A 20,587-nucleotide genomic window follows, 5' to 3' on the forward strand; every position below is an offset into this window, starting at 1 on the left:
CCATGGCCCGCCAGTCCAGCCTGCTCTATCTCGACGGCGTCTCGGTGTCCTTCGACGGCTTCCGCGCCCTCAACGGCCTGTCGCTGGTGATCGCACCCGGCGAGATGCGTGCCATCATCGGACCGAACGGGGCCGGCAAGACGACCATGATGGACGTCATCACCGGCAAGACCCGGCCCGACGCCGGCGAGGTCTATTTCGGCGGCGAGATCGACCTGACCGCCCGCGACGAGGCCGACATCGCCGAACTCGGCATCGGCCGCAAGTTCCAGAAGCCGACGGTGTTCGAGAGCCACACCGTGTGGGATAACCTGGAACTGGCGCTCAAGGGCCCGCGCGGACCGTTCTCGACCCTGTTCCATGTAGTGTCGCGCGCCGAACGGGCGCGGATCGAGGACCTGCTGGCGCTGATCCGGCTGTCGGCCCGGCGCGACGACCTGGCCGCGAACCTCAGCCACGGCCAGAAGCAGTGGCTGGAGATCGGCATGCTGCTCGCCCAGGACCCTAAGCTGCTCCTGGTCGACGAGCCGGCCGCCGGCATGACCGACGCCGAGACGGCGGAGACGGCGGACCTGCTGAAGGACATCAACAGGACCCATTCGGTCGTGGTCGTCGAGCACGACATGACCTTCGTGCGCGCGCTCGGCGTCAAGGTCACCGTGCTGCACGAGGGGGCCGTGCTCGCCGAAGGCTCGCTCGACCACGTCTCGGCCGACGAGCGCGTGGTCGAGGTCTATCTGGGACGGTGAAAATCATGCTGAGCGTTGAGGAAATCGATCTGCACTACGGCGCCGCGCAGGCGCTGAAGGGCGTGTCGCTGACGGCCGAGACCGGCAAAGTGACCTGCCTGATGGGCCGCAACGGCGTCGGCAAGACCTCGACCCTGCGCGCCATCGTCGGCCAGCATCCGGTCAGCCGCGGCCGGATCGTCTGGAACGGCGAGGACGTGTCGCGGCTGGCGCCGCACGCGCGCGCCCGGCGCGGCATCGCCGTGGTGCCGCAGGGGCGCGAGATCTTCCCGCTGCTGAGCGTGAGGGAGAACCTGGAGACCGGCTACGCGCCGGTCGCACGTCGGGACCGCTTCGTGCCCGAGGCCGTGTTCGAGCTGTTCCCGGTGCTGAAGGACATGCTCGGCCGGCGCGGCGGCGACCTGTCCGGCGGGCAGCAGCAGCAACTGGCCATCGCCCGCGCGCTTGTCACCCGCCCGAAGCTGCTCGTCCTCGACGAGCCGACGGAAGGCATCCAGCCGTCGATCATCAAGGACATCGGCCGGGCGATCGAGTGGCTGCGCGACCAGGGCACCATGGCGATCGTGCTGGTCGAGCAGTATTTCGAGTTCGCCCGCGACCTCGCCGACCGCTTCGCCGTGATGGACCGCGGCGAGGTGGTGATGACCGGCGAGCGCGCGGACATGGCCGCCGCCGAGGTCGAGATACGCCGCCACCTGACCGTCTGAGCCGCGCCGGCGTCGCACGCAGGGTCATTTCCGGGTCACGGTGTTGACACGCTTTGTCCTAAACTGGGGTCGATTCGAGCCGCGGAGGACAGGATGAAGCGACTGCTGGTCGGACTGGGCGCCATCGCGCTCGTCGTCGCCACGACGGCCTTCGTCGTGCCGCTCCTGCTGCCCAGGGACGCGATCAAGGCGCGCGTGGTCGAAGAGGTCGAGGCGGCGACCGGCTGGCGGCTGCGTCTCGACGGGCCGGTGTCGATCGCCCTGCTGCCCGACTTCCGCCTGGAAACGCAGGACGTCGGCCTGTCCGGCGAGGCAGGGGCGGACGGCGTGGAATTCGCCAGGGCGCGCCGCGTCGATTTCTCGCTCGCCTGGGACGCGCTGTTCGGCGGCGCCGTGCGGGTCACCGGCCTGACCCTGGAAGGCCCGGAGATCCTGCTCGAAACTGATGGCGCCGGGCGCACCAGCTGGGCGCCGCGCCGGCCGCTGGCGCGCATCGACAGCGTCTTCGACCAGTTCGATGCTGCCGCCGCGCCTGTACGGCCGGCTCCGGCGCCAGAGCGCGACTTGGCGCGCGACCCTGCCGGCGCCGCTGTCCCGCGCAACCTCGCCGTGTTGACCCGGATCGGCGTCGACGACCTGCGCATAGTCGACGGCCGGGTGGTCTACGCCGACCGCGCCGGCGGCGTCCGCCATGAAGTCACAGCGCTCAAAGCCCGCCTGTCCGTGCCCGCGCTCGACGCCGCCGCCCGGCTGGAGGGCGATTTTTCCTGGCGTGGCGTGCCGGTCGCGCTGGTCGCGCGCCTCGACAGCCCGCTGGCGCTCGCCCGCGGCGAGGCCGGCCGGATCGAGGCCGAGATCGGAAGCGGCACGGAGAAGTTGATCGTTTCGGGCACGGCGGCGGCCATACCGGCGCGCGCCGACCTCGCGGTCTCCGGCGAGGGGGCGTCGCTGGCTTCGCTGGCGGCGCTGGCCGGCATGGCGCTGCCTAGGGATCCCGGCGCTTACGTGCTGTCGGCGCGAATCGCGGCAGACGAGACGGCGGTCACAGTGTCCGCTCTCGACGCGCGCCTCGGCGGCCTCGTGCTGACCGGCGAGGCGAAGGCGGACCTCGCCGGCGAGCGGCCGCGGCTGACGGGGCGCCTCGCGTCGACGGGCGGCCGGTTGGAGGACCTGCTGGCGCTGGCCAGCCGACCGCTGCCGGCGTCGGGCACGCTCGGCGGCGACGTGTCCTTCGCGGCCAGCGGCACGGATGCGCCGGCGCTGCTTGCCTCGCTGACGCTTTCGGGGCGCGTCGCGCTTACCGGTGGGTCGGTCGCCGGTCTCGGGCTTGCGGCGGCGATCGGCGGCGATCCGGCAGCGGACCGGATCGAAGACCTCGACCTCGCGCTGACGTTCGACAGTCTGGACAAGCCGGTTGCGCTCGACGGCCGGCTGGCCTGGCGCGGCGAGCGGTTCGCCGTCGCCGGCAGCGCCACGCCCGCGCCGATGCTCGCCGGACTGGCCGCACCGGTGATGGTGCGCCTGTCGGGGACGCGCGTCGCCGTCGGCTTCGACGGCCGCGCCGACACCGCCGGGACGCTCGACGGTGGCGTGACGGTGGAGACGGCGGACCTGCGCGGCCTGCTCGCCTGGCTCGGCCGGCCGCTGCCGCCCGGCGACGGGCTGAAGGCCTTCTCGGCATCCGGCGTCTTCTCGGCGGAGACCGGTGCCTTCGCCTTCAGCGACACCACGTTTTCGCTCGACGGCATCAAGGGCAGGGGCGAGGGCCGGCTGGCCCTCGGCGCGGTGCCCGCGCTGAGCGCGCGTCTGGCGCTCGACACCCCTGGTGCTCGACCCCTATCTCGGCGGCGGCTCTGGGCCGGCGGCCGGCGGCGCGGGTGGCGGCGGGCCGGCCCGGGGCGGGGTCGGCGGCGCGGGCTGGAGCACCGATCCCATCGACCTGTCGGGCCTCAAGACGATCAACGCGGACCTGTCGCTGACCGCCCGGACGGCCCGCTGGGACCGCATCCAGGTCGGCGACAGCGCGCTCGCGGTGACCCTCGCCGGCGGCGTGCTGAAGGCGGATCTCTCCCGCATGGCGCTCTACGGCGGCTCGGGCAGCGGCAGCGTCGAGATCGATGCGGCCGGCGCGGTGCCGGCGGTCAAGGCCGGTTTCCGCTTGTCGGGCCTCGACGCCCATCCGTTCCTGACCGATGCGGCGGACTTCAAGTGGCTGGAAGGTGTCGCCGCTGCGGACCTCGACCTGACCACGGCCGGCGCCTCGCAGGCGCAGATGATCGGCGCGCTCGACGGCACGGCGCGGCTCGACTTCGCCGACGGCGCGATCCGCGGCATCAACATCCCGAAGATGGTGCGCGGCCTGTCGATCGAGACGCTGCTCGGCTGGCACAGCGTCGAGGTGGAAAAGACCGACTTCAGCTCGCTCGGCGCTTCGTTCCGCATCCGCAACGGCATCGCCGAGACCACCGACCTGGCGCTCGCCGGGCCGCTGGTGCGCATGAGTGGGCGCGGCACCACCGACATGCCGGCGCGCACGCTCGACTGGCGCGTCGAGCCGGAAGTGGTGCCGACGCTCGAAGGCCAGGCGCCGGCCCCGCGCAAGAAGGGCGAGACGCGCGACCTCGCCGGGCTCGGCGTGCCGATCGTGATCCGGGGGTCGTGGGCGAACCCGGCGATCTATCCCGACATCGAGGGCATCCTGGACAACCCCGAAGCGGCCTACAGGAAGCTGGAGGCGATCGGCGGCGATCTCGTCAAGATCCTCAAGGCCAAGCCGGACGAGGCGCTCGCCACCGCCGCCGGCAAGGCGATCGAGCAGGCGACCGGCGGCAGGACGCAGATCGACGTGCAGAAGGTGCTCGAGGGCGAGGTCAACGACCAGGACGTGTTGAAGGCGGTAGAGGAAGGCTTCGGCCTGCCGCAGGGACTGCTTGGCTCCTTCGGCCTCGGCAAGAAGAAGGACTGAGGCCGGCAGGAGCCGCCGCCTGTTCAGTCGAGCGCGGCGATCATGCGGGCGACGCCGTCGGCGATCGTGCCGGTGTTGTCCACGCGCGCCACATGGGGCACGTCGGGAAGGTCGAGATCTGCGCGGTCGAGCCGGCGTTCGATCTCCTCGCGGCTCTCGCGGCCGCGGGCGGCGAGGCGTTCGGCCAGCACCGACCGCGGCGCGGTGACCAGCAGCACGCGCACGTCGGCGTATTTGGTGAAGGCCTGCGACAGCACGCCGCGCGAGCCGTTGGCGATCACGGTGCCGCCGGCCAGGATCGTCGCGTCGATGGTCCGCGGCAGGACGTAGCCGAGCCCATGCGCGCGCCAGGCGAGGCCGACGTCGCCGGCGGCGACCAGGCGCTCGAAGTCCTCGGACGACAGGGTGTCGTGGTCCTCGGCGGCAGCGTCGGGCGTGCGGGTGATGAGCCGGCGGGCGAACATGTAACGCGGATCGCCGGCGAGATGCGCGCGCAGCGCGGTCATCAGCGTGTCCTTGCCGGCGCCGCTCGGGCCGACGACGAGCACCAGCCGGCCCGGACCGATCCGTCCGTCCGCGGCTGGCACCCGCCGATGATCTGTCGCGCTGTCGGTCATGGCTTTCCTGGGCCCCTTTTCGAGGATGTCGGGCTTACGCCACGCGCCGGCCTTCGCGCCAGACGCCGCGGATGATCGGCACGTTGCCGACGAGGCGGACCTGGACGAGGTCGGCGCGCCGGCCGTCGGCGATCTGCCCGCGGTCGGTCAGGCCGACCAGGGCGGCGGGCGTGCTGGTGACCATGGCGACCGCTTGCGGCAGGGAGACCGTCTCGATCTCCTCGGCGAGCTGGAACGCGGCCTGGATCAGCGACACGGGAACGTAGTCCGAAGACAGGATATCGAGGACGCCGGCCTCGGCGAGTTCGCGGGCGGAGACGTTGCCCGAATGCGAGCCGCCGCGCACCACGTTCGGTCCGCCCATCAGCACGCCCATGCCGGCGGCGTGCGAGGCGCGGGCGGCCTCGATCGTGGTCGGGAACTCGGCGATGCGGGTATCGAGCGCGATGGCCTCGTCGACATGGGCCTCGGTGGCGTCGTCGTGGCTGGCGACGATGATGCCGCGTGCGCGGGCGGCATCCGCCAGCAGCCTGCGGTGGCGCGGCGCGATGTCGTCGGCACGGGCCCGGCGCTTGGCGATGAAGGCGGCCATCTCCTCGTCGGAAAAGCCCTTCTTCGACTGGTAATAGACCTTGTAGGCGTCCAGCGAGACGAACTGGCGCTGGCCGGGCGTATGGTCCATCAGCGAGATCAGCCGCACGCGATCGTCGTCGGCGAACACCTCGTAGCCGTCCATGACGTCGGGCGCCGACACCTCGCAGCGCAGGTGGATGTAATGGTCGGCGCGCAGCCGGTTCTCGCGCTGGCTGGTCTCGATTGCGTCGGCCAGGGCGCGCATGTCGTCGGCCTTGAGGTCGGCGTCCTCGTCCATGCCGATGCGCAGGGCGTCGAACACGGTGGTGATGCCCGAACAGGCGATCTGGGCGTCGTGGGCCTGGACTGAGGAGACCGGGTTCCAGCGCACGCGCGGCCGCGGCGCATAGTGGGTCTCCAGGTGGTCGGTATGCAACTCGACCAGACCGGGCAACAGGTAGTCGCCCTCGCAGTCGTGGCCGAGGGCGGAGGGTCCTTCGGCGATGGTCTCGATGCGCCCGTTGCGGACCGAGAGGCTGCCGTCCACGACGGCGTCGGGAAGCACCAGGCGGGCATTCCGGAAGACGGAGGACAGGTCGCTCATTGATGGTCCTTCAGGCATTGGAGTCAACCGGCGCGTCGGCGCTGCCGGTCAGGGACAGGATTTCGAGGACCCGGAACGGTGCGCCGCGCTCGGGTTCGACGAACAGGCCGAGACTGTCGATCGTCCTCGGTCGGCCAGTCAGGGCGGCAAAATGGCGGTCGGCGGCGACGTGGAGCACAGCCGCCTCGCCGGGGTCTTCGAGCCGGCCGCTCAGGGTCATGTGGAAGCGGAAGTCCTCGAACACGTAAGGGTATCCCCAGGCACGCAGGTAATCGTCCTGGCGCGGGCTCAGGCCCGAGGCGCGGCGACGGGCGATGTCGGCGTCCGAAAGCGGTGCGCGGAACGGTTCGAAGGCGCGCACGCAGCCGGCCGCCAGCGCGTCCAGCGCCGGCGCGGAGGCGACGGGCGTCAAGGCCAGGAAGCTGCCGAGCCGGGAGACGGCGAGGCCGGGGATCTCGAACGGCGCCGTGCGGGCGGCAAAGGATGCGAAGGCCTGCCGCAACTGTGCCTCCGTGCTGCCTTCGGCCAGCGCAAACGGCGGTTTCAGCGTGGCGTGGAAGCCGTAGCGGCGCGGCTCGGCGGTCAGTTCCGCGACGCGGTCGGCGGTCAGGCCGTGGATCGGCGGCAGGGGCAGGGCTACGCCCGAAACGGCGTCGCGGCCGAGCCAGGCGGCGCCGGACCGGGTCAGGCCGTCATCGTGCGGGGCGGTGTAGTAGAGGGCGTAGCGCATGGTCTGGGTCGGACGGGTCGAGGCAGAATCACCGGACAGGTGTCCGAAGTAAGCGCGGGAAGTGTCTTTCCTGTGACAGCGGCGACGTCGTCCGCCGCGCTCAGGCTGCGTTCAGGCCGCCGCGGCCGCCGAGAAGGCTGTGACGTCGACGATGCGGTCGGCGATGCGCTCGCGCACGTCAGTGTCGTGCAGGATACCGAGCATGGCGACGCCGGCGCGCTTCTTCTCCCTGACCAGATCCACCACCACGGCGCGGTTGGCGGCGTCGAGCGAGGCGGTCGGCTCGTCCAGAAGCAGCAGCGGGTAGTGCGCGATGAAGCCGCGCGCGATGTTGACGCGCTGCTGCTCGCCGCCGGAGAAGGTCGCCGGCGGCAGGCGCCACAGCGCCTCGGGCACGTTCAGCCGGGCGAGCAGGTCGCGCGCTATGGCGAGGGCTGCGTCCTCCGGCGTGCCCTGGGCGACGAGCGGTTCGGCGACCACGGCGACCGCCGGCACGCGCGGGATGACGCGCAGGAACTGGCTGACATAGCCGATCGTCGACTTGCGCAGCTGCAGGATCCGGCGCGGCTCAGCCCTGGCGACGTTGACGATGGTCTCGCCCTCGGTGACCAGGATCTGGCCGCGCTCGCAGCGGTAGTTGCCGTAGATCATCTTCAGGATCGAGCTCTTGCCGGCGCCGGACGGACCGCCGAGGACGACGCATTCGCCGGCCTCGACGGCGAAGTCGACGCCGGCGACGACCGGGATACGGATGCCGTCCTGCAGGTGCATCGTGAAGTTCTTGGCAACGTCGTTGAGACACAGGCGGGTGCGCATGGGAGTTCCTCAGACCTGCAGGATGGACGAGACGAGAAGCTGGGTGTAGGGCGCCTGCGGGTCGTCGAGGACCTGGTCGGTCAGGCCGGTCTCGATCACCTCGCCGTGGCGCATGACCATCATGCGGTGCGACAGCAGCCGGGCGACCGCGAGGTCGTGGGTGACGATCACCACCGAGAGGCCGAGGTCGGCGACCAGCCCGCGCAGCAGGTCGAGCAGGCGCGCCTGCACCGACACGTCCAGCCCGCCGGTCGGCTCGTCCATGAACACCAGGCGCGGATGGGTAACCAGGTTGCGGGCGATCTGCAGCCGCTGGCGCATGCCGCCGGAGAAGGCGCGCGGGTCGTCGTCGATGCGCCCGGTCTCGATCTCGACGCGCTCCAGCCAGTCGGAGGCCCTGGCGCGGATGTCGCCGTAGTGGCGCGCGCCGACGGCCATCAGCCGCTCGCCGACGTTGGCGCCGGCCGAGACCGTCATGCGCAGGCCGTCGGCGGCGTTCTGGTGCACGAAACCCCAGTCGGTGCGCATCAGCAGCCGGCGTTCGGCCTCGGTCAGCTGATAGAGGTCGCGCATGGCGCCGTCGCGCATGCGGTACTCGACGACGCCGGCGGTCGGCGCCAGGCGGGTCGCCAGGCAGTTGAGCAGGGTGGTCTTGCCTGAGCCGCTCTCGCCGACGATGGCGAGCACCTCGCCGGGCCACAGCTCGAAGGAGACGTTCCGGCAGCCGATGCGGTCGCCGTAGAAGCGGGTGACGCCGCTGGCGCGCAGCAGAGGCTCGTCGGACAGGGAGGCGAGCGGGCGGGCGATCGGGTGGTCGGTCATTCTCCGGACTCCTTCAGGACGGAAGTGGGAGGATTCTCGGACTCGTTCGCAAAGGCCGGATCGGCCGCCATCTCGCCGCGGTGGCCGGCCGCGCGGCGCTCCTCGCAATGGTCGCTGTCTGAGCAGACGAACATGCGTCCGCCGCGGTCGTCGAGCACGACCTCGTCCAGGTAGACACCCTCCGCGCCGCACAAGGCGCAAGGTTTTTCAAAGCGTTGCACCTCGAAAGGATAGTCCTCGAAGTCAAGACTGACGACCCGGGTATAGGGCGGCACGGCATAGATGCGCTTCTCGCGGCCGGCGCCGTAGAGCTGCAGCGCCTTCATGTTGTCGAGCTTCGGGTTGTCGAACTTCGGCGTCGGCGAGGGGTCCATGACATAGCGTCCCTCGACCTTGACCGGATAGGCATAAGTCGTCGCGATATGGCCGTGGCGGGCGATGTCCTCGTACAGCTTCACGTGCATGAGCCCATATTCTTCAAGGGCATGCATCTTGCGGGTCTCAGTCTCGCGCGGCTCCAGGAAGCGCAGCGGCTCGGGAATAGGCACCTGGAAGACGAGGATCTGATCCTCCGTCAGTTCCCGCTCGGGAATCCGGTGTCGGGTCTGGATCACGCTCGCCTCGGCGGTCACGGTCGTGGTCCTGACCCGGGCCGTCTTCTCGAAGAAGCCGCGGATCGCGACCGCGTTGGTGGTGTCGTCGGAACCCTGGTCGATGACCTTGAGGACATCGTCTCGGCCAAGCACGGCGGCGGTCACCTGGACGCCGCCCGTGCCCCAGCCGTAGGGCATCGGCATCTCGCGCGAGGCGAACGGCACCTGGTAGCCGGGAATCGCAATCGCCTTCAAAATCGCCCGTCGAATCATGCGCTTGGTCTGTTCGTCGAGATAGGCGAAGTTGTAGTCTGCAGCATCGGGAGCGGGGAGCGGGGTGGTCATTCGGCGGCCTCCTTGCGGGTTGCGGCCTCGGCGGCGTCGGCCGCGCGGCGGCGCTGCCATTCGTCGCGCATGCGCCGGACGAGGTCGAGTTCGGCCTGGAAATCGACGTAATGCGGCAGCTTGAGGTGTTCGACGAAGCCGGTCGCCTGGACGTTGTCGGAATGCGACAGGACGAATTCCTCGTCCTGCGCCGGCGCGACCCGGTCCTCGCCCAGTTCTCCGGCGCGCAGCGAACGGTCGACCAGCGCCATGGACATGGCCTTGCGCTCGAGCTGGCCGAAGACGAGACCGTAGCCGCGCGTGAACTGTGGCGGTGCCTTGGCCGAACCCTTGAACTGGTTGACCATCTGGCACTCTGTGACCTTGATGCGGCCGAGGGTGACGGCAAAGCCGAGTTCCTCGGCGAAGAACTCGACCTCGACCGCGCCGTAGCGGATCTCGCCGGCAAAGGGGTGGGTGCGGCCGTAGCCGCGCTGAGTCGAATAGGCCAGCGCCAGCAGGAAGCCCTCGTCGCCGCGGGCGAGGTTCTGCAGGCGCAGGTCGCGGTCGGCCGGAAAGGCCAGCGGCTCGCGGGTCAGGTCGCCGACGGCGCCGTCCGCGGCACACGGGGCGTCCGGTTCCATCAGCCCCTCGTCGCCGAGCAGGTCGGTGACGCGCGGCATCCGCTCGTCGTGCGTCTCGGCGCGGACCGGCTCGGGAAGGTCAGCATCGGCGGCTTCGACGAAATCGAGCAGCCGATGCGTGTAGTCGAAGGTCGGGCCGAGCAACTGACCGCCGGGCAGGTCCTTGAAGGTCGCCGAGATGCGTCGCTCGACCAGCATGCGGGCGGTATCGACAGGCTGGCTGTAACCGAAGCGCGGCAGGGTCGTGCGGTAGGCGCGCAGCAGGAAGATGGCCTCGATCAGGTCGCCGCGCGCCTGGCGGATCGCCAGGGCGGCTAGCGTCTCGTCGTAGAGCGAGCCTTCGCCCATGACCCGGGAAACGGCGATGGCGAGTTGGCCGGCGATCTGGTCGAGCGTCAGCGTCGGCACGCTTCGGTCGCCGCGGCGCCGGTGCGCGAGCAGGCGATGGGCGTTGCGGATCGCCTTTTCCCCGCCCTTGACGGCAACATACATGGCTCAGGCCTCCTGCTTGCAGATCGTCGTGGAGCGCGGCAACCCGGCGATGCGGCCATCGGCGGCGAACAGGATGTCGGCGCCGCGCGGGAACAGGCGGCGGTTCTCGCGCGCCTGGTCCCAGAACAGTGGCGACAGGGGCGCAGCTGAGAACGGCTGTTCGGAGGCAATGCCGGGACCCGAGAGAATGACGCCGGGGCGGTCCGCGATCTGCCTGACCTGGAGGATCAGGGTTGCGGAGCGGTCGGGGTATTCCGCCGTTCCGGCGGGAAAGTTGCCGAGGCCGGGCATATGCTCGGGATCGGACACAAGCGCGAAGGCGGCCTCGAGCGGCTGGGCCACCACCGGCGCCCCGGTGTGGAACTTCAGCCAGGCGCAGACATCGCGGCTGCGGGCCAGCGGGCCGTCGAGCCACAGCGGCGTGTCGTAGTCGAGCAGGGTCAGGGCGAGGGCGGCCGCGGTCGGCGTCAGCGGCGCCGGCGGCTGCAGGCCGGCGCTGTCCAGGCTCCGGATCAGGCCGGGTCGCGACAGGGCGGTCATGACGGTTCGGAACACGCGCTGGGCGTCGTGGACGGGATCGGCGAAGCCGGGTCTCGGGGCCGTCCGGGCGGCAAGGGTGCCGGTGGTCATCAGTCCTCTCCCCTGACCATGGTGAAGAAATCGACCCGCGTCGCGGCGGTTTCCGCGCGGACGGTCGCGTCATCGGAGGCTTCCGCGGCCTGCAGGGGCGCGATCACCTCCGATTCGACACGGGCCTCATGCTCCGGCGACTGCCACAGGGCGTCGAAGACGGCTGCATGGAGAGCCTTCCGCTTGTCCCGGCCGAGCACGTAGGAGTAGCCGGCGATGCCGGAGGCAAGCCGAACGACGCAACGGGTGACGGTGACCTCGCCGAGGTTGAACGGCGCGCCGGTGCCGCCCATGCGCCCGCGCACCATCACGAGGCCGGTCTCGGGCGGACGGACGAGATCGTGTTCGATGCTGGCACCGAATGCCTCGTAGGCCTGCGAAAGCCGTTCGGGGGCGGCGGCGGCAAGGAGTGCGATGACGTGCTGTCTTCTCGCGGTCTGCGCTGACTGGTCGGGGCCCGCTTGGGCCGAAAGGTCTGTCATCCTCGGTGTCCCGGTCGATCTGAGGGCGGCGGTGTCTCTGGACATGTAGGTTATATTTGTCTATTTGTGTAGACAAATAATCTCCGTGCTCGACGGGTATCGAACTTTGATGACGGGTGCATGACAAAGCGGGTGAACATTGACCGGGGTGCGGGGATCGCGATCTGGCGTCAGATCGCAGAATGGCTGCGTGCGGAGGTCGGCGCGGGCCACTTCGAACCGGGCAGCCGCCTGCCGACGGAAGCCGAGATTGCAGCGCGCTTCGGCGTCAACCGCCACACCGTGCGCCGGGCAATTGCGGCGCTCGCAGCCGACGGACTCCTGCGTGCGGATCAGGGGCGCGGTACCTTCGTCGCGGCCGCGCCGATCTCCTACCCGATTTCCGCGCGGACGCGCTTTTCCGACATCGTCGCCAATCAGGCGCGCGCGCCGAGCGGCCGGCTGATCGGATCGGGCACGGAAGAGGCCGACGCGCTGCTGGCGGCATGGCTGGACGTGCCGGTGGGCACGTTGCTGCTGCGGATCGAAACACTGCGGGTCGCGGATGGCGTGCCGATCCTGGTCGGGACCAGCTGGTTCGAGCAGGCGCGCTTTCCCTCGCTGGTCAAGGACTATGCCGAGACGGGCTCGTTCACCGCCGCGCTGGAGCGGGCCGGCCTTGCTGACTACCGGCGCAAGGAGACGCGCATTGCCGCCGAACTCGTCGATGCCGAGGACGCGCGCCTGCTGGAGGTGGCAGCCGGGCAGCCGGTCCTGGTGGTCGAAAGCGTCAACCTCGATCCGGACGGCCGTCCGGTTCAGTATACGCGTGGCCGGGTTGCCGCCGACCGTGTCCAGCTCGTCGTCGAGAACTGACCCGCCCCGCTGCCGTCAGCGCCAGAATTTCGGCGCCCTGGCGGCCTCGTCCCAGCAATCCCGGGCCCGTTCCCAGGCATGGACGGCCTTGGCCTCGTGCCAGCCGATGACGAAACCGGCGGCGCGCGCCAGTCCGGCCGGGTCATCTCCGGATACCGCCGGCAGGTCAAGAAGCTTGTGTGCGGTGGCGACGTCGTTCAGATAGCCGAAGACGTCCTGAAGGCCCTTCATCCGCTTCAGGAACGGCTTGAGATCGCTGTCCGGATAGAGGCTGGCGAAGAACTCGATGCCGTAGCGCAGCTTCTTCAGCGCCTTGCGCATGTCATGGCGCTCGGCGACGGTCAGTTCGTCCAGCTTGCGGCCGTATCGCGCGACCTTCTTCCACTGCCGGTCGAGCGCCTGGCGGGAGAACTCGGTCACGGGCGTGGCCAGCAGCGCCGACTGGCCAAAGTCGCCGGGATCGAGCCAGCCGCGCGTTTCCGCAAAGGCGCCGAGATCGAATACCAGTGCATTCACGTCCGCTCCGGCCAGAGCGGTCGCCAGGTCGGTCCGGACGGTCCTGCGCGTGTCGTGCAGGTGGTCGAGCAGGGCGGCGATGCCGATTCCCTCCGGCGCATTGGCGGCAAGCGGCGCGACGATCTCGTCGGCGAGCACGTCGAGATCGCGCAGTTCGCCGACCTCGGCGGCGAGTTGACGTGAGGCTGCGTCGAGGGACGCAGTCGACGCCCGCCCGATCAGCGGCCGGAACAGGCGCAAGGCGCTGCGCAGGCGGCGCAGGCCGACCCGCAACTGGTGCGGGCCTTCCGGGTCCTCGCCGAGCAAGGTCGAGACGCGATTGTGGGCGATCTGGTCCAGGCACGAGCGCAGCACGGCGTGCAGAGCCTGTTCGGCGGTTTCCGAGCCCGACAGGAGGATTGGATCGGCGGTTGCGGGCCGAACCGGGTCCGCCACGTCGCCTGCAGCGATCCGGTAGCCTCGCTCGGCCTTGCTGCAGGGCGAGAAGCGGAAGGGTGTCGTGCCGACGAGGTTCCGGGCGACCTGGAACAGGGCGCCGATCGGGCCGGCCTTCAGTTCGAGTTCGAGTTCGTGCAGCGGCACGCGGCGGTCGCCGGCAACGATCTCTCCCGAATCGAGGGCCATCTCGATGCGGGTGCCGTCGTCAGCGGCGAATTCGCGCGTCTTGCGGCGCAGGACGGTTTCGAATGCAGGTTCGAGCGCCTGTCCGCCGAGCGCAGCCGTCAGGGCCTCGACGGCGGCCGGCGCGTCGACGAGGCCAAGGTCCAGGGCCGGACCGGCGACTCGGCATTCCGCTTCCTTCGGCGTCGACAAGCCGGCCGACACGTGGGTGCCCAGCTTGATGGTCTGGATCCAGTTCCTGCCGTCCTTGCGCACCCGCGCCGACAGCCCGGCCCTGCGCAGCGCCTGGTCGGGCGTATCAAAATAGATCGATCGAAGGAGCCGCGTGGTCGGCCTGCCGGCGGTGAAGCCATGCGGCGTCCCGGCTGTCGCGACAGCAGGACAATCTTCTGCAGAGAGCTCGAGCTTCAACTCGATTTCCTGGTTGGGCTTGGCCATGCAGCCGTTTTATCCAAGCCGGCATGACTTGTCCACGGACACGCAATCAGTGCGCCTAGGGTGCGATCTTGTGTCCGGATCAGCCCCGCAGGCGGTCGAGCCGGCTTTGAACTTTCAGGGCTAGGGATACGAGCTTGGGCATGGGCCGGCGATTGAACGCGATCTTGCGGACATAGGTCGGGACGTGCCAGGTCGCCCGCGTTCCTGCCGGAAACAGTATGCTGACGCCGGGCTTGCCTTGGTAGACGGTGCCATCGTCGCCGGTAATGACCACGCAGCCTTCGAGGAAGAGGACCGTCTCGTCCCAGCCGAAATGCCAGCGGAAACGTCCTGCGGTGCAGTCCCAGTGATCCGTGCCGGCCCAGCCGTTGGTGCCGACCGACAGGGAGGCGGCGCGCGCCTGCGGCTCCCCTTCGAGGATCCATTCCGGCCGGATCGGTGCGGGCTTCAGCTTCGCCTTGTCGAGTTCGGTGAACGGGAACCGGGACGCCTGCGCCGACGCGTCGACGTCTTCGGCCACCGGAGTGAAGCCGAGTCCGACGAACAGGCCGGCAAGATTCCTTGAAACGATAGCCACGGTGTCCTCCGCTGTCGGGCCGGGTCCGGCGCGTGCCGGCGTCTCCGGGGAGTCATACGCCGTGCCGGGTTGCAACTCCGTTTATGCCACGGTTCGGGTCGGCCGTGTGTCGTCGGGCAACCGGCAAGGTGTGGGCAGGGTGAACGGATGGTAAACGACCACGACCCGGCCTGCCCGGCGACAGAATGCGACGGGCCCGGTTGACTGCCGAGCGGTTGGTGGTGCCCCTGGCCCGAATCGAACGGGCACTCCCTCACGGGAAACGGATTTTGAATCCGTCGCGTCTACCAGTTCCGCCACAGGGGCAGCGTCAAAGGTGGCGCGATCATAGCGGGGCGCTGGGCGTCGTCAATCCTTCTTCGGGCCGATCTCCAGAAGGATCCGGCCCGCGCGCGCCATCCCGCGAGAGGCTTTACGGAAGGCGTGACAAAAATGCGGGCGACGGCTATGGAAGGGCCATGCTGCGCCGCTTATACGACTGGACCCTGTCCCTCGCCGCCGGACCCCGCGCCCCGACCGCGCTCGGCACCGTCTCGTTCATCGAGAGTTCGGTATTCCCGATCCCGCCGGATCTCCTGCTCATCCCGATGGTCATCGCCCGCCGGGAACAGGCCTGGTGGTACGCCTCCCTGTGCACGGTCACGTCCGTGCTCGGCGGCCTGCTCGGCTATTTCATCGGCGCCTTCCTGTTCGTGCAGGTGGCTGAGCCGATCCTTGCCTTCTACGGCTACATGGACAAGTTCGAGCAGTTCAGCGAGATCTTCAACGCCTGGGGCTGGTGGTTCGTCTTCTTCGCCGGCTTGACGCCGTTCCCCTACAAGGTGATCACCATCGCCGCGGGCGCGACCGGCCTCAGCATGCCGGTATTTCTGGTCGCGAGCGTCGTGTCGCGCGGTATCCGGTTTTTCGTCGTCGCCGGATTGCTGTATCTTTTCGGCCCGCCGATCCGCGATTTCATCGAACAGCGCCTGGCGTTGATGTTCACCCTGTTCGTGGTGCTCCTGTTCGGCGGCTTCGCGCTGATCAAGCTGCTCTGAACCGTGAGCCAGACCATGACCATGACCGATGCCGCCAAGGCGAAACTGGCCACCCTTGTCGTCCTGCTCGGCGGCCTGGCGGTGATCGCGACCGCCTGGGGGTTTCAGCTGATCGGCGGCTATCTTCCCTGCAAGCTGTGCCTGGAGCAGCGGATTCCCTATTACGCCGGACTGCCGCTCGTCCTGATCGCCCTGCTCGTTCCGTCTCGGCCCTGGCTGAGGGCGGTCCTGCTCCTCGCGGTCGCGGCCGTCTTCGTCTACGGCGCCGGCCTGGGCACCTACCAGGCGGGCGCGGAGTGGGGCTTCTGGGCCGGGCCGACCGACTGCGGCGGCGGCGGAGCGGGGCCGGCTTCGGCCGCCGACATGCTGTCCGCGCTGAAGGCGACCCGCGTGGTCAGCTGCACCGAGGCGAGCTGGCGGATGTTCGGGCTGTCCTTCGCCGGCTGGAACGTCGTTGCGTCGGTAGGGCTTGCCCTCGTCGCCCTGATCGGGGCCTACTTCTCCCGCAAGAGCTGAGGAGAAGGAGCGACGGCAATGGCGGGCCATGAGGAACGCGCCCGGGAACGCGAGGAAGAGGCCCGCCGCGCGCTGAAGAGGGTCGAGGCCGAGAGCGAGACGCTGCTGGGCTCGACCTTCGTGCGCATGGCGAACAAGGCGCAGACGCATTTTTCCGCCGCCGACAAGGAGAAGTCAGATGCCGCCGAGGTGTGGGGATCGCGCATCGGGCGAGCGGCCGGCCTGGTGTTCGCCATCGGTCTCGTCATCCACCTCGTGTGGACCTATCTCCTGTGATAGCGGCTTTCGACACCCATAGGGACGGCGCGGAAAAGACATGGCGGATCGCATGAACGACGCGGCGGATCGGGCGCGACCGGACGATCTCCTCGGTCGGTGGCGAAATAGCACGGCTCCGGATCTGGAGACATTCGAGGCCCTGGCGACGGAGGCGTTCGCGGCGCTGCCGGAGGCCTTCCGCAGCCTGTGCGCCGATCTCGTGATCACGGTGGACGAGTTCCCGAGCGACGACATGCTGGACAGCGTGGAGGCGGAGGACCCCTTCGACCTGCTCGGCCTGTTCGAGGGCATCGGCTTCGCGCAGGGCGGGGCCGATCTGGCGACCGGCCAGCGGCCGAACCGGATCTGGCTGTTCCGCCGTCCGATCCTCGACTACTGGGCCGCCTACGAGGAGAGCCTCGGGGCCGTCATCTCCCATGTCCTGATCCACGAGATCGGCCACCACTTCGGCCTTTCCGACGAGGACATGGAAACCATAGAGGCCGCGGCCGGCTGAGCCGGCGCGGCCTCCGTCATCGGATCGTATGGACGCCTATTCGGCCGCTTCGGCGCGGGCGCGCTCGATCGAGTCCACGATCAGCTTGCGGGCAAAGTCAGGTCCCTCGACGCCGAGGATCTTGACCCACTTGCCGGGTTCCAGGTCCTTGTAGTGCTCGAAGAAGTGCTTGACCTGGCTCATGGTTATTTCCGGCAGGTCGGCGACCGAGTTGATCCGGTCGTAGCGCTTGGTCAGCTTGTGGCTCGGCACGGCGATGATCTTCTCATCCTGCCCGGACTCGTCTTCCATCAGCAGCACGCCGATCGGGCGGCAGTTCATGATCGCGCCTGGCACGACCGGACGCTGGTTGACCACGACTACGTCGATCGGATCGCCGTCGCCGCACAGGGTATGCGGCACGAAGCCGTAATTGCCCGGATAACGCATCGGCGTGTAGAGGAAGCGGTCGACGTACATGGCGCCGGCAGCCTTGTCCATCTCGTACTTGATCGGCTCGCCGCCGACCGAGACCTCGATAATGACGTTGATGTCCTCGGGCGGGTTCTTGCCGATCGGCACCGCATCGATACGCATGGGCTTGACTCCTGTTGGTCGTTGCGAGGTCTATTACAGTCTGGCGGAGCCAGTGCAAGGGTCAAATTTTGCATTGCAGCGAAATGATGAGGCGCGTCGCTCCGCGGTGACACCGGTCGATGCCGAGGAACGCTTGAATGTCCCGATCCGTCGCAATCCTCCTTGCCGCGACGCTGGCCGCTGGCGGCGCGGCCCCGGCCCGAGCCGCCGAAACCAGCGCCTATACCAAGATCGATCTCGATCGGTGCCGTCTTGTCGAGCCGGCGGCAGAGGAGGGCACCTTCGGCGGCGCCTGGACGTGCAGGGGCCATCAGGGCATCGATGTTCACGTGGCCGAGGGCGACCTGAGGATGTTCGTGTCCTTCGGCCCCGGCGCGCCGGACGAGCCGGCGGCGATGCAGACCTTTCCGGCCTTCAACACCCTCAACGAGACCCTCGAATGGCGCCTGCGCGGCGGCCGGCCGTTCGCCACCATCCTGCGCTGGTTCCTGGACAACGAGGCGGCCGGGCTGCGGGACGAGGTGTTGGTGGTGACGCAACTGGTGCCGGGCGCGGTCTGCCATGTCGCCTATGTCGACGCGCGTGCCAACGCCAGGGCCAACGACCTGGCGCGCCAGGCGGCGGACGACCTCGCCGGCTTGCACGACTGCAGCCAGCCGGCACGGGTGATCGGCCTGCCGGGCGTGCTGAACTACTGATTCCGGCCCTTCCTCGGGCTCTCTCAGACCCGCCGGGCGGCCCAGACGAAGACCGACAGTTCCAGGCGCCTGCCGCCGGTCTCGTGCCAGGTCCTGGCCGCCAGTCGCCCGCCGAGCGCCCGGTAGAAGGCGCAGGCCGGTCCGTTGTCGCTCAGCACGCGGACCGCGAGGCCGTTCAGCCCCCGGCTCTGGAGGGCCTTGCGGGCGGTCTCGAATAACTGACGGCCGAAGCCGAGGCCTTGGCACTCGGGCTTCAGGTAGATTTCGTAGATCTCGCCGTCGCAGCGCAGGGCGGGCATCCGGCAGGAGCCGTAGGAGGCATAGCCGGCGGCCTCGCCGCCGATCTCGAGAACTTCGATGAGAACGCCCTTGGTGAGGGCATCGCACCACCATGAAGGCGTTCGCCGCGACACCAGACGCTCCAGGTCGATGCCGTCCAGAAGGCCGCGGTAGGCACCGCGCCAGGCTGCGGCGTGGATGCCGCTGAGGGCTTCGGCGTCTTCGGGGCGGGCCGGCCGCACTTCGGTGAGATGCGTCGTCATGACCGGATGATACAGGACGAGCGGCGCGGTTCGAAAGAAGCTTCTGCGGAGCGGACATGAAAAGGGCCGGCAACAATGCCGGCCCTTCAGGTGCCCCGTTCTATCGTTACGCAAACAAAGGGTCCGAACCGGCCTGATCCCCGGGGGGCTGGGGGGCTAATGCGTTCCGAAGGCCAGTCCCGGTCGAACCGAACGGGGTTGATGATTATATGGAGGGTCAAAACGGCCTTCCAAGGGCTGGAATGAGGCAAAACGGTGATTTTTCGCACCGCTTGACGATGGTATCAGGGGCCTGCCTGCCCCTTCGGCCTTGCCAAGCTGGGCGGGACCGGAGCATCATGACAATCAGATGACGAAGCCGCATTGCCGGCCCGGTGCCGGGCTGGCTCGGCAAACGAACCAGGAGGCGCCATGAGCGAGACTGACGAAAACGCGTCCGAGCGCAGCGTCGGAGGGGCTCCGGTCGCTGCGCTCGCTCCCGACGCCCCTGCCGCGGGGGCGCCTCGTCCTGTTGTCTCGTTCGACCGACGCGAACTCGACCAGATCCTCAGGCTCTACGGCCGCATGGTCGCCGATGGAGAATGGCGCGACTATGCTATCGATCTGTTGAAGGACAAGGCGGTGTTCTCCGTCTTCCGGCGCACCAGCGAAATGCCGATGTACCGGATCGAGAAGGATCCCAAGCTTGCCCGTCGCCAGGGCGCCTACAGCGTCGTCGCCGCCGGCGGCCTGATTCTCAAGCGCGGCCACGAACTGGCGAGCGTGCTCAGGGTGCTGGAAAAGAAGAGGCACCTGCGTCTGGTCGACGCCTGAAAGGAATGCTGTGCCGCGTCCGCAGCAAAAAGCCCGGCGCGGTGGCCGGGCTTTCGTCTTTGATCCTTTCGGCGTCGCTTATTCGCGGTTGCCGAACAGCTGCAGCAGCATCAGGAACATGTTGATGAAGTCCAGATAGAGCCGCAGGGCGCCCATGACGGACTTCTTGGTGGTGGCCTCGTGGCCGTCGCCCTCGTAGTACATTTCCTTGATCTGCTGGGTGTCGTAGGCGGTCAGGCCGGCGAACACCAGCACGCCGATCACCGAGACGGCGAACTGCAGGGCCGAGGAGGCGAGGAAGATGTTCACCAGCGAGGCCAGCACGATGCCGATCAGGCCCATGAACAGGAACGAGCCCCAGGCCGACAGGTCCTTCTTGGTGGTGTAGCCGAACAGGCTGAGCGCACCGAAGGAGGCTGCGGTGATGAAGAACACGCGGGCGATCGATCCGCCGGTATAGACCAGGAAGATCGACGACAGCGAGGCGCCCATCAGCGCGGCGTAGATCCAGAACGTCGTCTGGGCCGCGGACGCACTCATCGACTGGATGCGGAAGCTCAAGAAGAACACCATCGCCAGCGGCGCGAGCATGATCACCCACTTCAGCGGGCTGGCATAGATTGCCAGGCCGAAGGTGGTCAGGCCGCCGGTGGCGGTGTCGATGGCGAAATAGACCGTCGCCATGGCGACCAGGCCGGTGATGGCAAGCCCCAGCGTCATATAGTTGTAGACGCCGAGCATGTAGGCACGCAGGCCCTGATCGATCCCGGCATCGGCGTAGCTTCCGGCCGTGGCGTAAGGCACCTGGTTGTTGCGGTCGAAAGTCGACATTCGTTATTCCCCTTTGTCGGTTTTCGCTGGAGCATACGCTCGCT

General features: G+C 68.8%; 26 protein-coding genes, 1 tRNA gene and 1 pseudogene. 11 read left to right on the top strand and 17 right to left on the bottom strand.

The genetic code is table 11. The features are described from left to right. The first annotated feature begins 2 nt into the window (after positions 1-2). From urtD to SL003B_RS24085, 3 genes and pseudogenes are all read left to right on the top strand, one after another. Entirely contained in the window at positions 3-749 is a 747-nt protein-coding gene (urtD, locus tag SL003B_RS02070) for an urea ABC transporter ATP-binding protein UrtD (RefSeq protein WP_013651175.1), read from the top strand. Between the two features lie 5 nt (positions 750-754). Further along, positions 755-1,456, top strand: a complete 702-nt coding sequence (gene urtE, locus SL003B_RS02075) for an urea ABC transporter ATP-binding subunit UrtE (RefSeq protein WP_013651176.1) — start codon at positions 755-757, stop codon at positions 1,454-1,456. A gap of 93 nt (positions 1,457-1,549) precedes the next feature. Continuing rightward, positions 1,550-1,867, top strand: a pseudogene (locus SL003B_RS24085) (AsmA family protein); the annotation flags it as partial. Between the two features lie 251 nt (positions 1,868-2,118). Here SL003B_RS24085 and SL003B_RS23485 read toward each other — a convergent pair. Both SL003B_RS23485 and SL003B_RS23490 read right to left on the bottom strand, forming a co-directional pair. Continuing rightward, the gene (locus SL003B_RS23485; protein ID WP_041375321.1) at positions 2,119-2,433 is read right to left on the bottom strand and encodes a hypothetical protein; all 315 of its coding nucleotides are present in this window, start codon (positions 2,431-2,433) and stop codon (positions 2,119-2,121) included. A gap of 24 nt (positions 2,434-2,457) precedes the next feature. Continuing rightward, positions 2,458-3,276 carry a hypothetical protein gene (locus SL003B_RS23490; protein WP_158306618.1) on the bottom strand — a complete coding sequence of 273 codons (819 nt, stop codon included), beginning with the start codon at positions 3,274-3,276 and terminating at the stop codon, positions 2,458-2,460. Positions 3,277-3,281: 5 nt separating this feature from the next. On the opposite strand from SL003B_RS23490, the gene SL003B_RS23060 reads away from it, so the two are divergent. Beyond that, a complete protein-coding gene (locus SL003B_RS23060) occupies positions 3,282-4,421 on the top strand; it encodes an AsmA-like C-terminal region-containing protein (RefSeq protein WP_013651178.1) in 1,140 nt (379 codons plus the stop codon). A gap of 23 nt (positions 4,422-4,444) precedes the next feature. Here SL003B_RS23060 and phnN read toward each other — a convergent pair whose 3' ends face one another. From phnN to phnG, 9 genes are all read right to left on the bottom strand, one after another. Then, positions 4,445-5,038 (bottom strand): phosphonate metabolism protein/1,5-bisphosphokinase (PRPP-forming) PhnN, encoded by a 594-nt coding sequence (phnN, locus tag SL003B_RS02100; RefSeq protein WP_013651179.1) that lies wholly within the window; start codon positions 5,036-5,038, stop codon positions 4,445-4,447. Between the two features lie 34 nt (positions 5,039-5,072). Further along, positions 5,073-6,215 carry an alpha-D-ribose 1-methylphosphonate 5-triphosphate diphosphatase gene (locus tag SL003B_RS02105; RefSeq protein ID WP_013651180.1) on the bottom strand — a complete coding sequence of 381 codons (1,143 nt, stop codon included), beginning with the start codon at positions 6,213-6,215 and terminating at the stop codon, positions 5,073-5,075. Between the two features lie 10 nt (positions 6,216-6,225). Beyond that, a complete protein-coding gene (locus SL003B_RS02110) occupies positions 6,226-6,945 on the bottom strand; it encodes a DUF1045 domain-containing protein (protein WP_013651181.1) in 720 nt (239 codons plus the stop codon). Between the two features lie 111 nt (positions 6,946-7,056). Beyond that, entirely contained in the window at positions 7,057-7,761 is a 705-nt protein-coding gene (phnL, locus tag SL003B_RS02115; RefSeq protein ID WP_013651182.1) for a phosphonate C-P lyase system protein PhnL, read from the bottom strand. Positions 7,762-7,770: 9 nt separating this feature from the next. Then, positions 7,771-8,583 carry a phosphonate C-P lyase system protein PhnK gene (gene phnK / locus SL003B_RS02120; protein ID WP_013651183.1) on the bottom strand — a complete coding sequence of 271 codons (813 nt, stop codon included), beginning with the start codon at positions 8,581-8,583 and terminating at the stop codon, positions 7,771-7,773. Beyond that, on the bottom strand, positions 8,580-9,521 hold the full coding sequence (locus tag SL003B_RS02125) for an alpha-D-ribose 1-methylphosphonate 5-phosphate C-P-lyase PhnJ (protein WP_013651184.1): 942 nt from the start codon (positions 9,519-9,521) through the stop codon (positions 8,580-8,582). The genes phnK and SL003B_RS02125 overlap by 4 nt, the downstream gene beginning before the upstream one ends. Beyond that, positions 9,518-10,636, bottom strand: a complete 1,119-nt coding sequence (locus tag SL003B_RS02130; RefSeq protein ID WP_013651185.1) for a carbon-phosphorus lyase complex subunit — start codon at positions 10,634-10,636, stop codon at positions 9,518-9,520. The genes SL003B_RS02125 and SL003B_RS02130 overlap by 4 nt, the downstream gene beginning before the upstream one ends. A 3-nt stretch (positions 10,637-10,639) precedes the next feature. Further along, positions 10,640-11,266: a phosphonate C-P lyase system protein PhnH gene (gene phnH, locus SL003B_RS02135; RefSeq protein WP_013651186.1), complete on the bottom strand. Its 627-nt coding sequence runs from the start codon at positions 11,264-11,266 to the stop codon at positions 10,640-10,642. Then, the gene (gene phnG, locus SL003B_RS02140; protein WP_013651187.1) at positions 11,266-11,748 is read right to left on the bottom strand and encodes a phosphonate C-P lyase system protein PhnG; all 483 of its coding nucleotides are present in this window, start codon (positions 11,746-11,748) and stop codon (positions 11,266-11,268) included. The genes phnH and phnG overlap by 1 nt, the downstream gene beginning before the upstream one ends. A 120-nt stretch (positions 11,749-11,868) precedes the next feature. Here phnG and phnF point away from each other — a divergent pair, with 120 nt between their 5' ends. Then, entirely contained in the window at positions 11,869-12,603 is a 735-nt protein-coding gene (phnF, locus tag SL003B_RS02145) for a phosphonate metabolism transcriptional regulator PhnF (protein ID WP_013651188.1), read from the top strand. A 15-nt stretch (positions 12,604-12,618) separates the two neighbouring features. On the opposite strand, the gene SL003B_RS02150 is transcribed toward phnF, so the two are convergent. The 3 genes from SL003B_RS02150 to SL003B_RS02160 all read right to left on the bottom strand — a co-directional run bounded on the left by SL003B_RS02150 (position 12,619) and on the right by SL003B_RS02160 (position 15,061). Further along, positions 12,619-14,178 carry a CYTH and CHAD domain-containing protein gene (locus tag SL003B_RS02150; RefSeq protein WP_013651189.1) on the bottom strand — a complete coding sequence of 520 codons (1,560 nt, stop codon included), beginning with the start codon at positions 14,176-14,178 and terminating at the stop codon, positions 12,619-12,621. A gap of 79 nt (positions 14,179-14,257) precedes the next feature. Next, positions 14,258-14,755: a cupin domain-containing protein gene (locus SL003B_RS02155; RefSeq protein WP_013651190.1), complete on the bottom strand. Its 498-nt coding sequence runs from the start codon at positions 14,753-14,755 to the stop codon at positions 14,258-14,260. A 219-nt stretch (positions 14,756-14,974) separates the two neighbouring features. After that, positions 14,975-15,061: transfer RNA gene (locus SL003B_RS02160), tRNA-Leu, on the bottom strand. A 152-nt stretch (positions 15,062-15,213) separates the two neighbouring features. Here SL003B_RS02160 and SL003B_RS02165 point away from each other — a divergent pair. Genes SL003B_RS02165 through SL003B_RS02180 form a run of 4 tightly spaced genes read left to right on the top strand, consistent with a single transcriptional unit; the run spans position 15,214 to position 17,083 of the window. Further along, positions 15,214-15,792, top strand: coding sequence for a YqaA family protein (locus SL003B_RS02165; RefSeq protein WP_013651191.1), 579 nt, complete (start codon positions 15,214-15,216; stop codon positions 15,790-15,792). Positions 15,793-15,807: 15 nt separating this feature from the next. Continuing rightward, on the top strand, positions 15,808-16,308 hold the full coding sequence (locus tag SL003B_RS02170) for a disulfide bond formation protein B (protein ID WP_013651192.1): 501 nt from the start codon (positions 15,808-15,810) through the stop codon (positions 16,306-16,308). Between the two features lie 18 nt (positions 16,309-16,326). Further along, positions 16,327-16,584 (top strand): hypothetical protein, encoded by a 258-nt coding sequence (locus tag SL003B_RS02175; RefSeq protein ID WP_013651193.1) that lies wholly within the window; start codon positions 16,327-16,329, stop codon positions 16,582-16,584. 40 nt (positions 16,585-16,624) lie between these two features. Further along, on the top strand, positions 16,625-17,083 hold the full coding sequence (locus SL003B_RS02180) for a metallopeptidase family protein (protein WP_013651194.1): 459 nt from the start codon (positions 16,625-16,627) through the stop codon (positions 17,081-17,083). Between the two features lie 36 nt (positions 17,084-17,119). Here the strand turns inward: SL003B_RS02180 and ppa are convergent, their stop codons facing one another. Next, entirely contained in the window at positions 17,120-17,659 is a 540-nt protein-coding gene (ppa, locus tag SL003B_RS02185; protein WP_013651195.1) for an inorganic diphosphatase, read from the bottom strand. A 137-nt stretch (positions 17,660-17,796) separates the two neighbouring features. Between ppa and SL003B_RS02190 the strand changes: the two genes are divergently transcribed. Further along, the gene (locus SL003B_RS02190; protein WP_013651196.1) at positions 17,797-18,357 is read left to right on the top strand and encodes a hypothetical protein; all 561 of its coding nucleotides are present in this window, start codon (positions 17,797-17,799) and stop codon (positions 18,355-18,357) included. A 23-nt stretch (positions 18,358-18,380) separates the two neighbouring features. Here SL003B_RS02190 and SL003B_RS02195 read toward each other — a convergent pair whose 3' ends face one another. Continuing rightward, complete coding sequence (locus SL003B_RS02195; protein ID WP_013651197.1) at positions 18,381-18,899, bottom strand: GNAT family N-acetyltransferase; 519 nt, start codon at positions 18,897-18,899, stop codon at positions 18,381-18,383. A 411-nt stretch (positions 18,900-19,310) separates the two neighbouring features. On the opposite strand from SL003B_RS02195, the gene SL003B_RS02200 reads away from it, so the two are divergent. Continuing rightward, positions 19,311-19,712 carry a DUF2794 domain-containing protein gene (locus SL003B_RS02200; RefSeq protein WP_013651198.1) on the top strand — a complete coding sequence of 134 codons (402 nt, stop codon included), beginning with the start codon at positions 19,311-19,313 and terminating at the stop codon, positions 19,710-19,712. Positions 19,713-19,790: 78 nt separating this feature from the next. Here SL003B_RS02200 and SL003B_RS02205 read toward each other — a convergent pair whose 3' ends face one another. Next, positions 19,791-20,543 carry a Bax inhibitor-1/YccA family protein gene (locus tag SL003B_RS02205; RefSeq protein ID WP_013651199.1) on the bottom strand — a complete coding sequence of 251 codons (753 nt, stop codon included), beginning with the start codon at positions 20,541-20,543 and terminating at the stop codon, positions 19,791-19,793. Positions 20,544-20,587 lie beyond the last annotated feature (44 nt).

The organism is Polymorphum gilvum SL003B-26A1, assembly GCF_000192745.1.
GTDB classification, from domain to species: domain Bacteria; phylum Pseudomonadota; class Alphaproteobacteria; order Rhizobiales; family Stappiaceae; genus Polymorphum; species Polymorphum gilvum.

Coding starts and splice junctions, on each gene's coding strand:
- urtD (WP_013651175.1), top strand. CDS start 3: ATGGCCCGCCAGTCCAGCCTGCTCTATCTCGACGGCGTCTCGGTGTCC.
- urtE (WP_013651176.1), top strand. CDS start 755: ATGCTGAGCGTTGAGGAAATCGATCTGCACTACGGCGCCGCGCAGGCG.
- SL003B_RS23485 (WP_041375321.1), bottom strand. CDS start 2,433: ATGCCGGCCAGCGCCGCCAGCGAAGCCAGCGACGCCCCCTCGCCGGAG.
- phnN (WP_013651179.1), bottom strand. CDS start 5,038: ATGACCGACAGCGCGACAGATCATCGGCGGGTGCCAGCCGCGGACGGA.
- SL003B_RS02105 (WP_013651180.1), bottom strand. CDS start 6,215: ATGAGCGACCTGTCCTCCGTCTTCCGGAATGCCCGCCTGGTGCTTCCC.
- SL003B_RS02110 (WP_013651181.1), bottom strand. CDS start 6,945: ATGCGCTACGCCCTCTACTACACCGCCCCGCACGATGACGGCCTGACC.
- phnL (WP_013651182.1), bottom strand. CDS start 7,761: ATGCGCACCCGCCTGTGTCTCAACGACGTTGCCAAGAACTTCACGATG.
- phnK (WP_013651183.1), bottom strand. CDS start 8,583: ATGACCGACCACCCGATCGCCCGCCCGCTCGCCTCCCTGTCCGACGAG.
- SL003B_RS02125 (WP_013651184.1), bottom strand. CDS start 9,521: ATGACCACCCCGCTCCCCGCTCCCGATGCTGCAGACTACAACTTCGCC.
- SL003B_RS02130 (WP_013651185.1), bottom strand. CDS start 10,636: ATGTATGTTGCCGTCAAGGGCGGGGAAAAGGCGATCCGCAACGCCCAT.
- phnH (WP_013651186.1), bottom strand. CDS start 11,266: ATGACCACCGGCACCCTTGCCGCCCGGACGGCCCCGAGACCCGGCTTC.
- phnG (WP_013651187.1), bottom strand. CDS start 11,748: ATGACAGACCTTTCGGCCCAAGCGGGCCCCGACCAGTCAGCGCAGACC.
- phnF (WP_013651188.1), top strand. CDS start 11,869: ATGACAAAGCGGGTGAACATTGACCGGGGTGCGGGGATCGCGATCTGG.
- SL003B_RS02150 (WP_013651189.1), bottom strand. CDS start 14,178: ATGGCCAAGCCCAACCAGGAAATCGAGTTGAAGCTCGAGCTCTCTGCA.
- SL003B_RS02165 (WP_013651191.1), top strand. CDS start 15,214: ATGCTGCGCCGCTTATACGACTGGACCCTGTCCCTCGCCGCCGGACCC.
- SL003B_RS02170 (WP_013651192.1), top strand. CDS start 15,808: ATGACCATGACCGATGCCGCCAAGGCGAAACTGGCCACCCTTGTCGTC.
- SL003B_RS02175 (WP_013651193.1), top strand. CDS start 16,327: ATGGCGGGCCATGAGGAACGCGCCCGGGAACGCGAGGAAGAGGCCCGC.
- SL003B_RS02180 (WP_013651194.1), top strand. CDS start 16,625: ATGGCGGATCGCATGAACGACGCGGCGGATCGGGCGCGACCGGACGAT.
- ppa (WP_013651195.1), bottom strand. CDS start 17,659: ATGCGTATCGATGCGGTGCCGATCGGCAAGAACCCGCCCGAGGACATC.
- SL003B_RS02190 (WP_013651196.1), top strand. CDS start 17,797: ATGTCCCGATCCGTCGCAATCCTCCTTGCCGCGACGCTGGCCGCTGGC.
- SL003B_RS02195 (WP_013651197.1), bottom strand. CDS start 18,899: ATGACGACGCATCTCACCGAAGTGCGGCCGGCCCGCCCCGAAGACGCC.
- SL003B_RS02200 (WP_013651198.1), top strand. CDS start 19,311: ATGAGCGAGACTGACGAAAACGCGTCCGAGCGCAGCGTCGGAGGGGCT.
- SL003B_RS02205 (WP_013651199.1), bottom strand. CDS start 20,543: ATGTCGACTTTCGACCGCAACAACCAGGTGCCTTACGCCACGGCCGGA.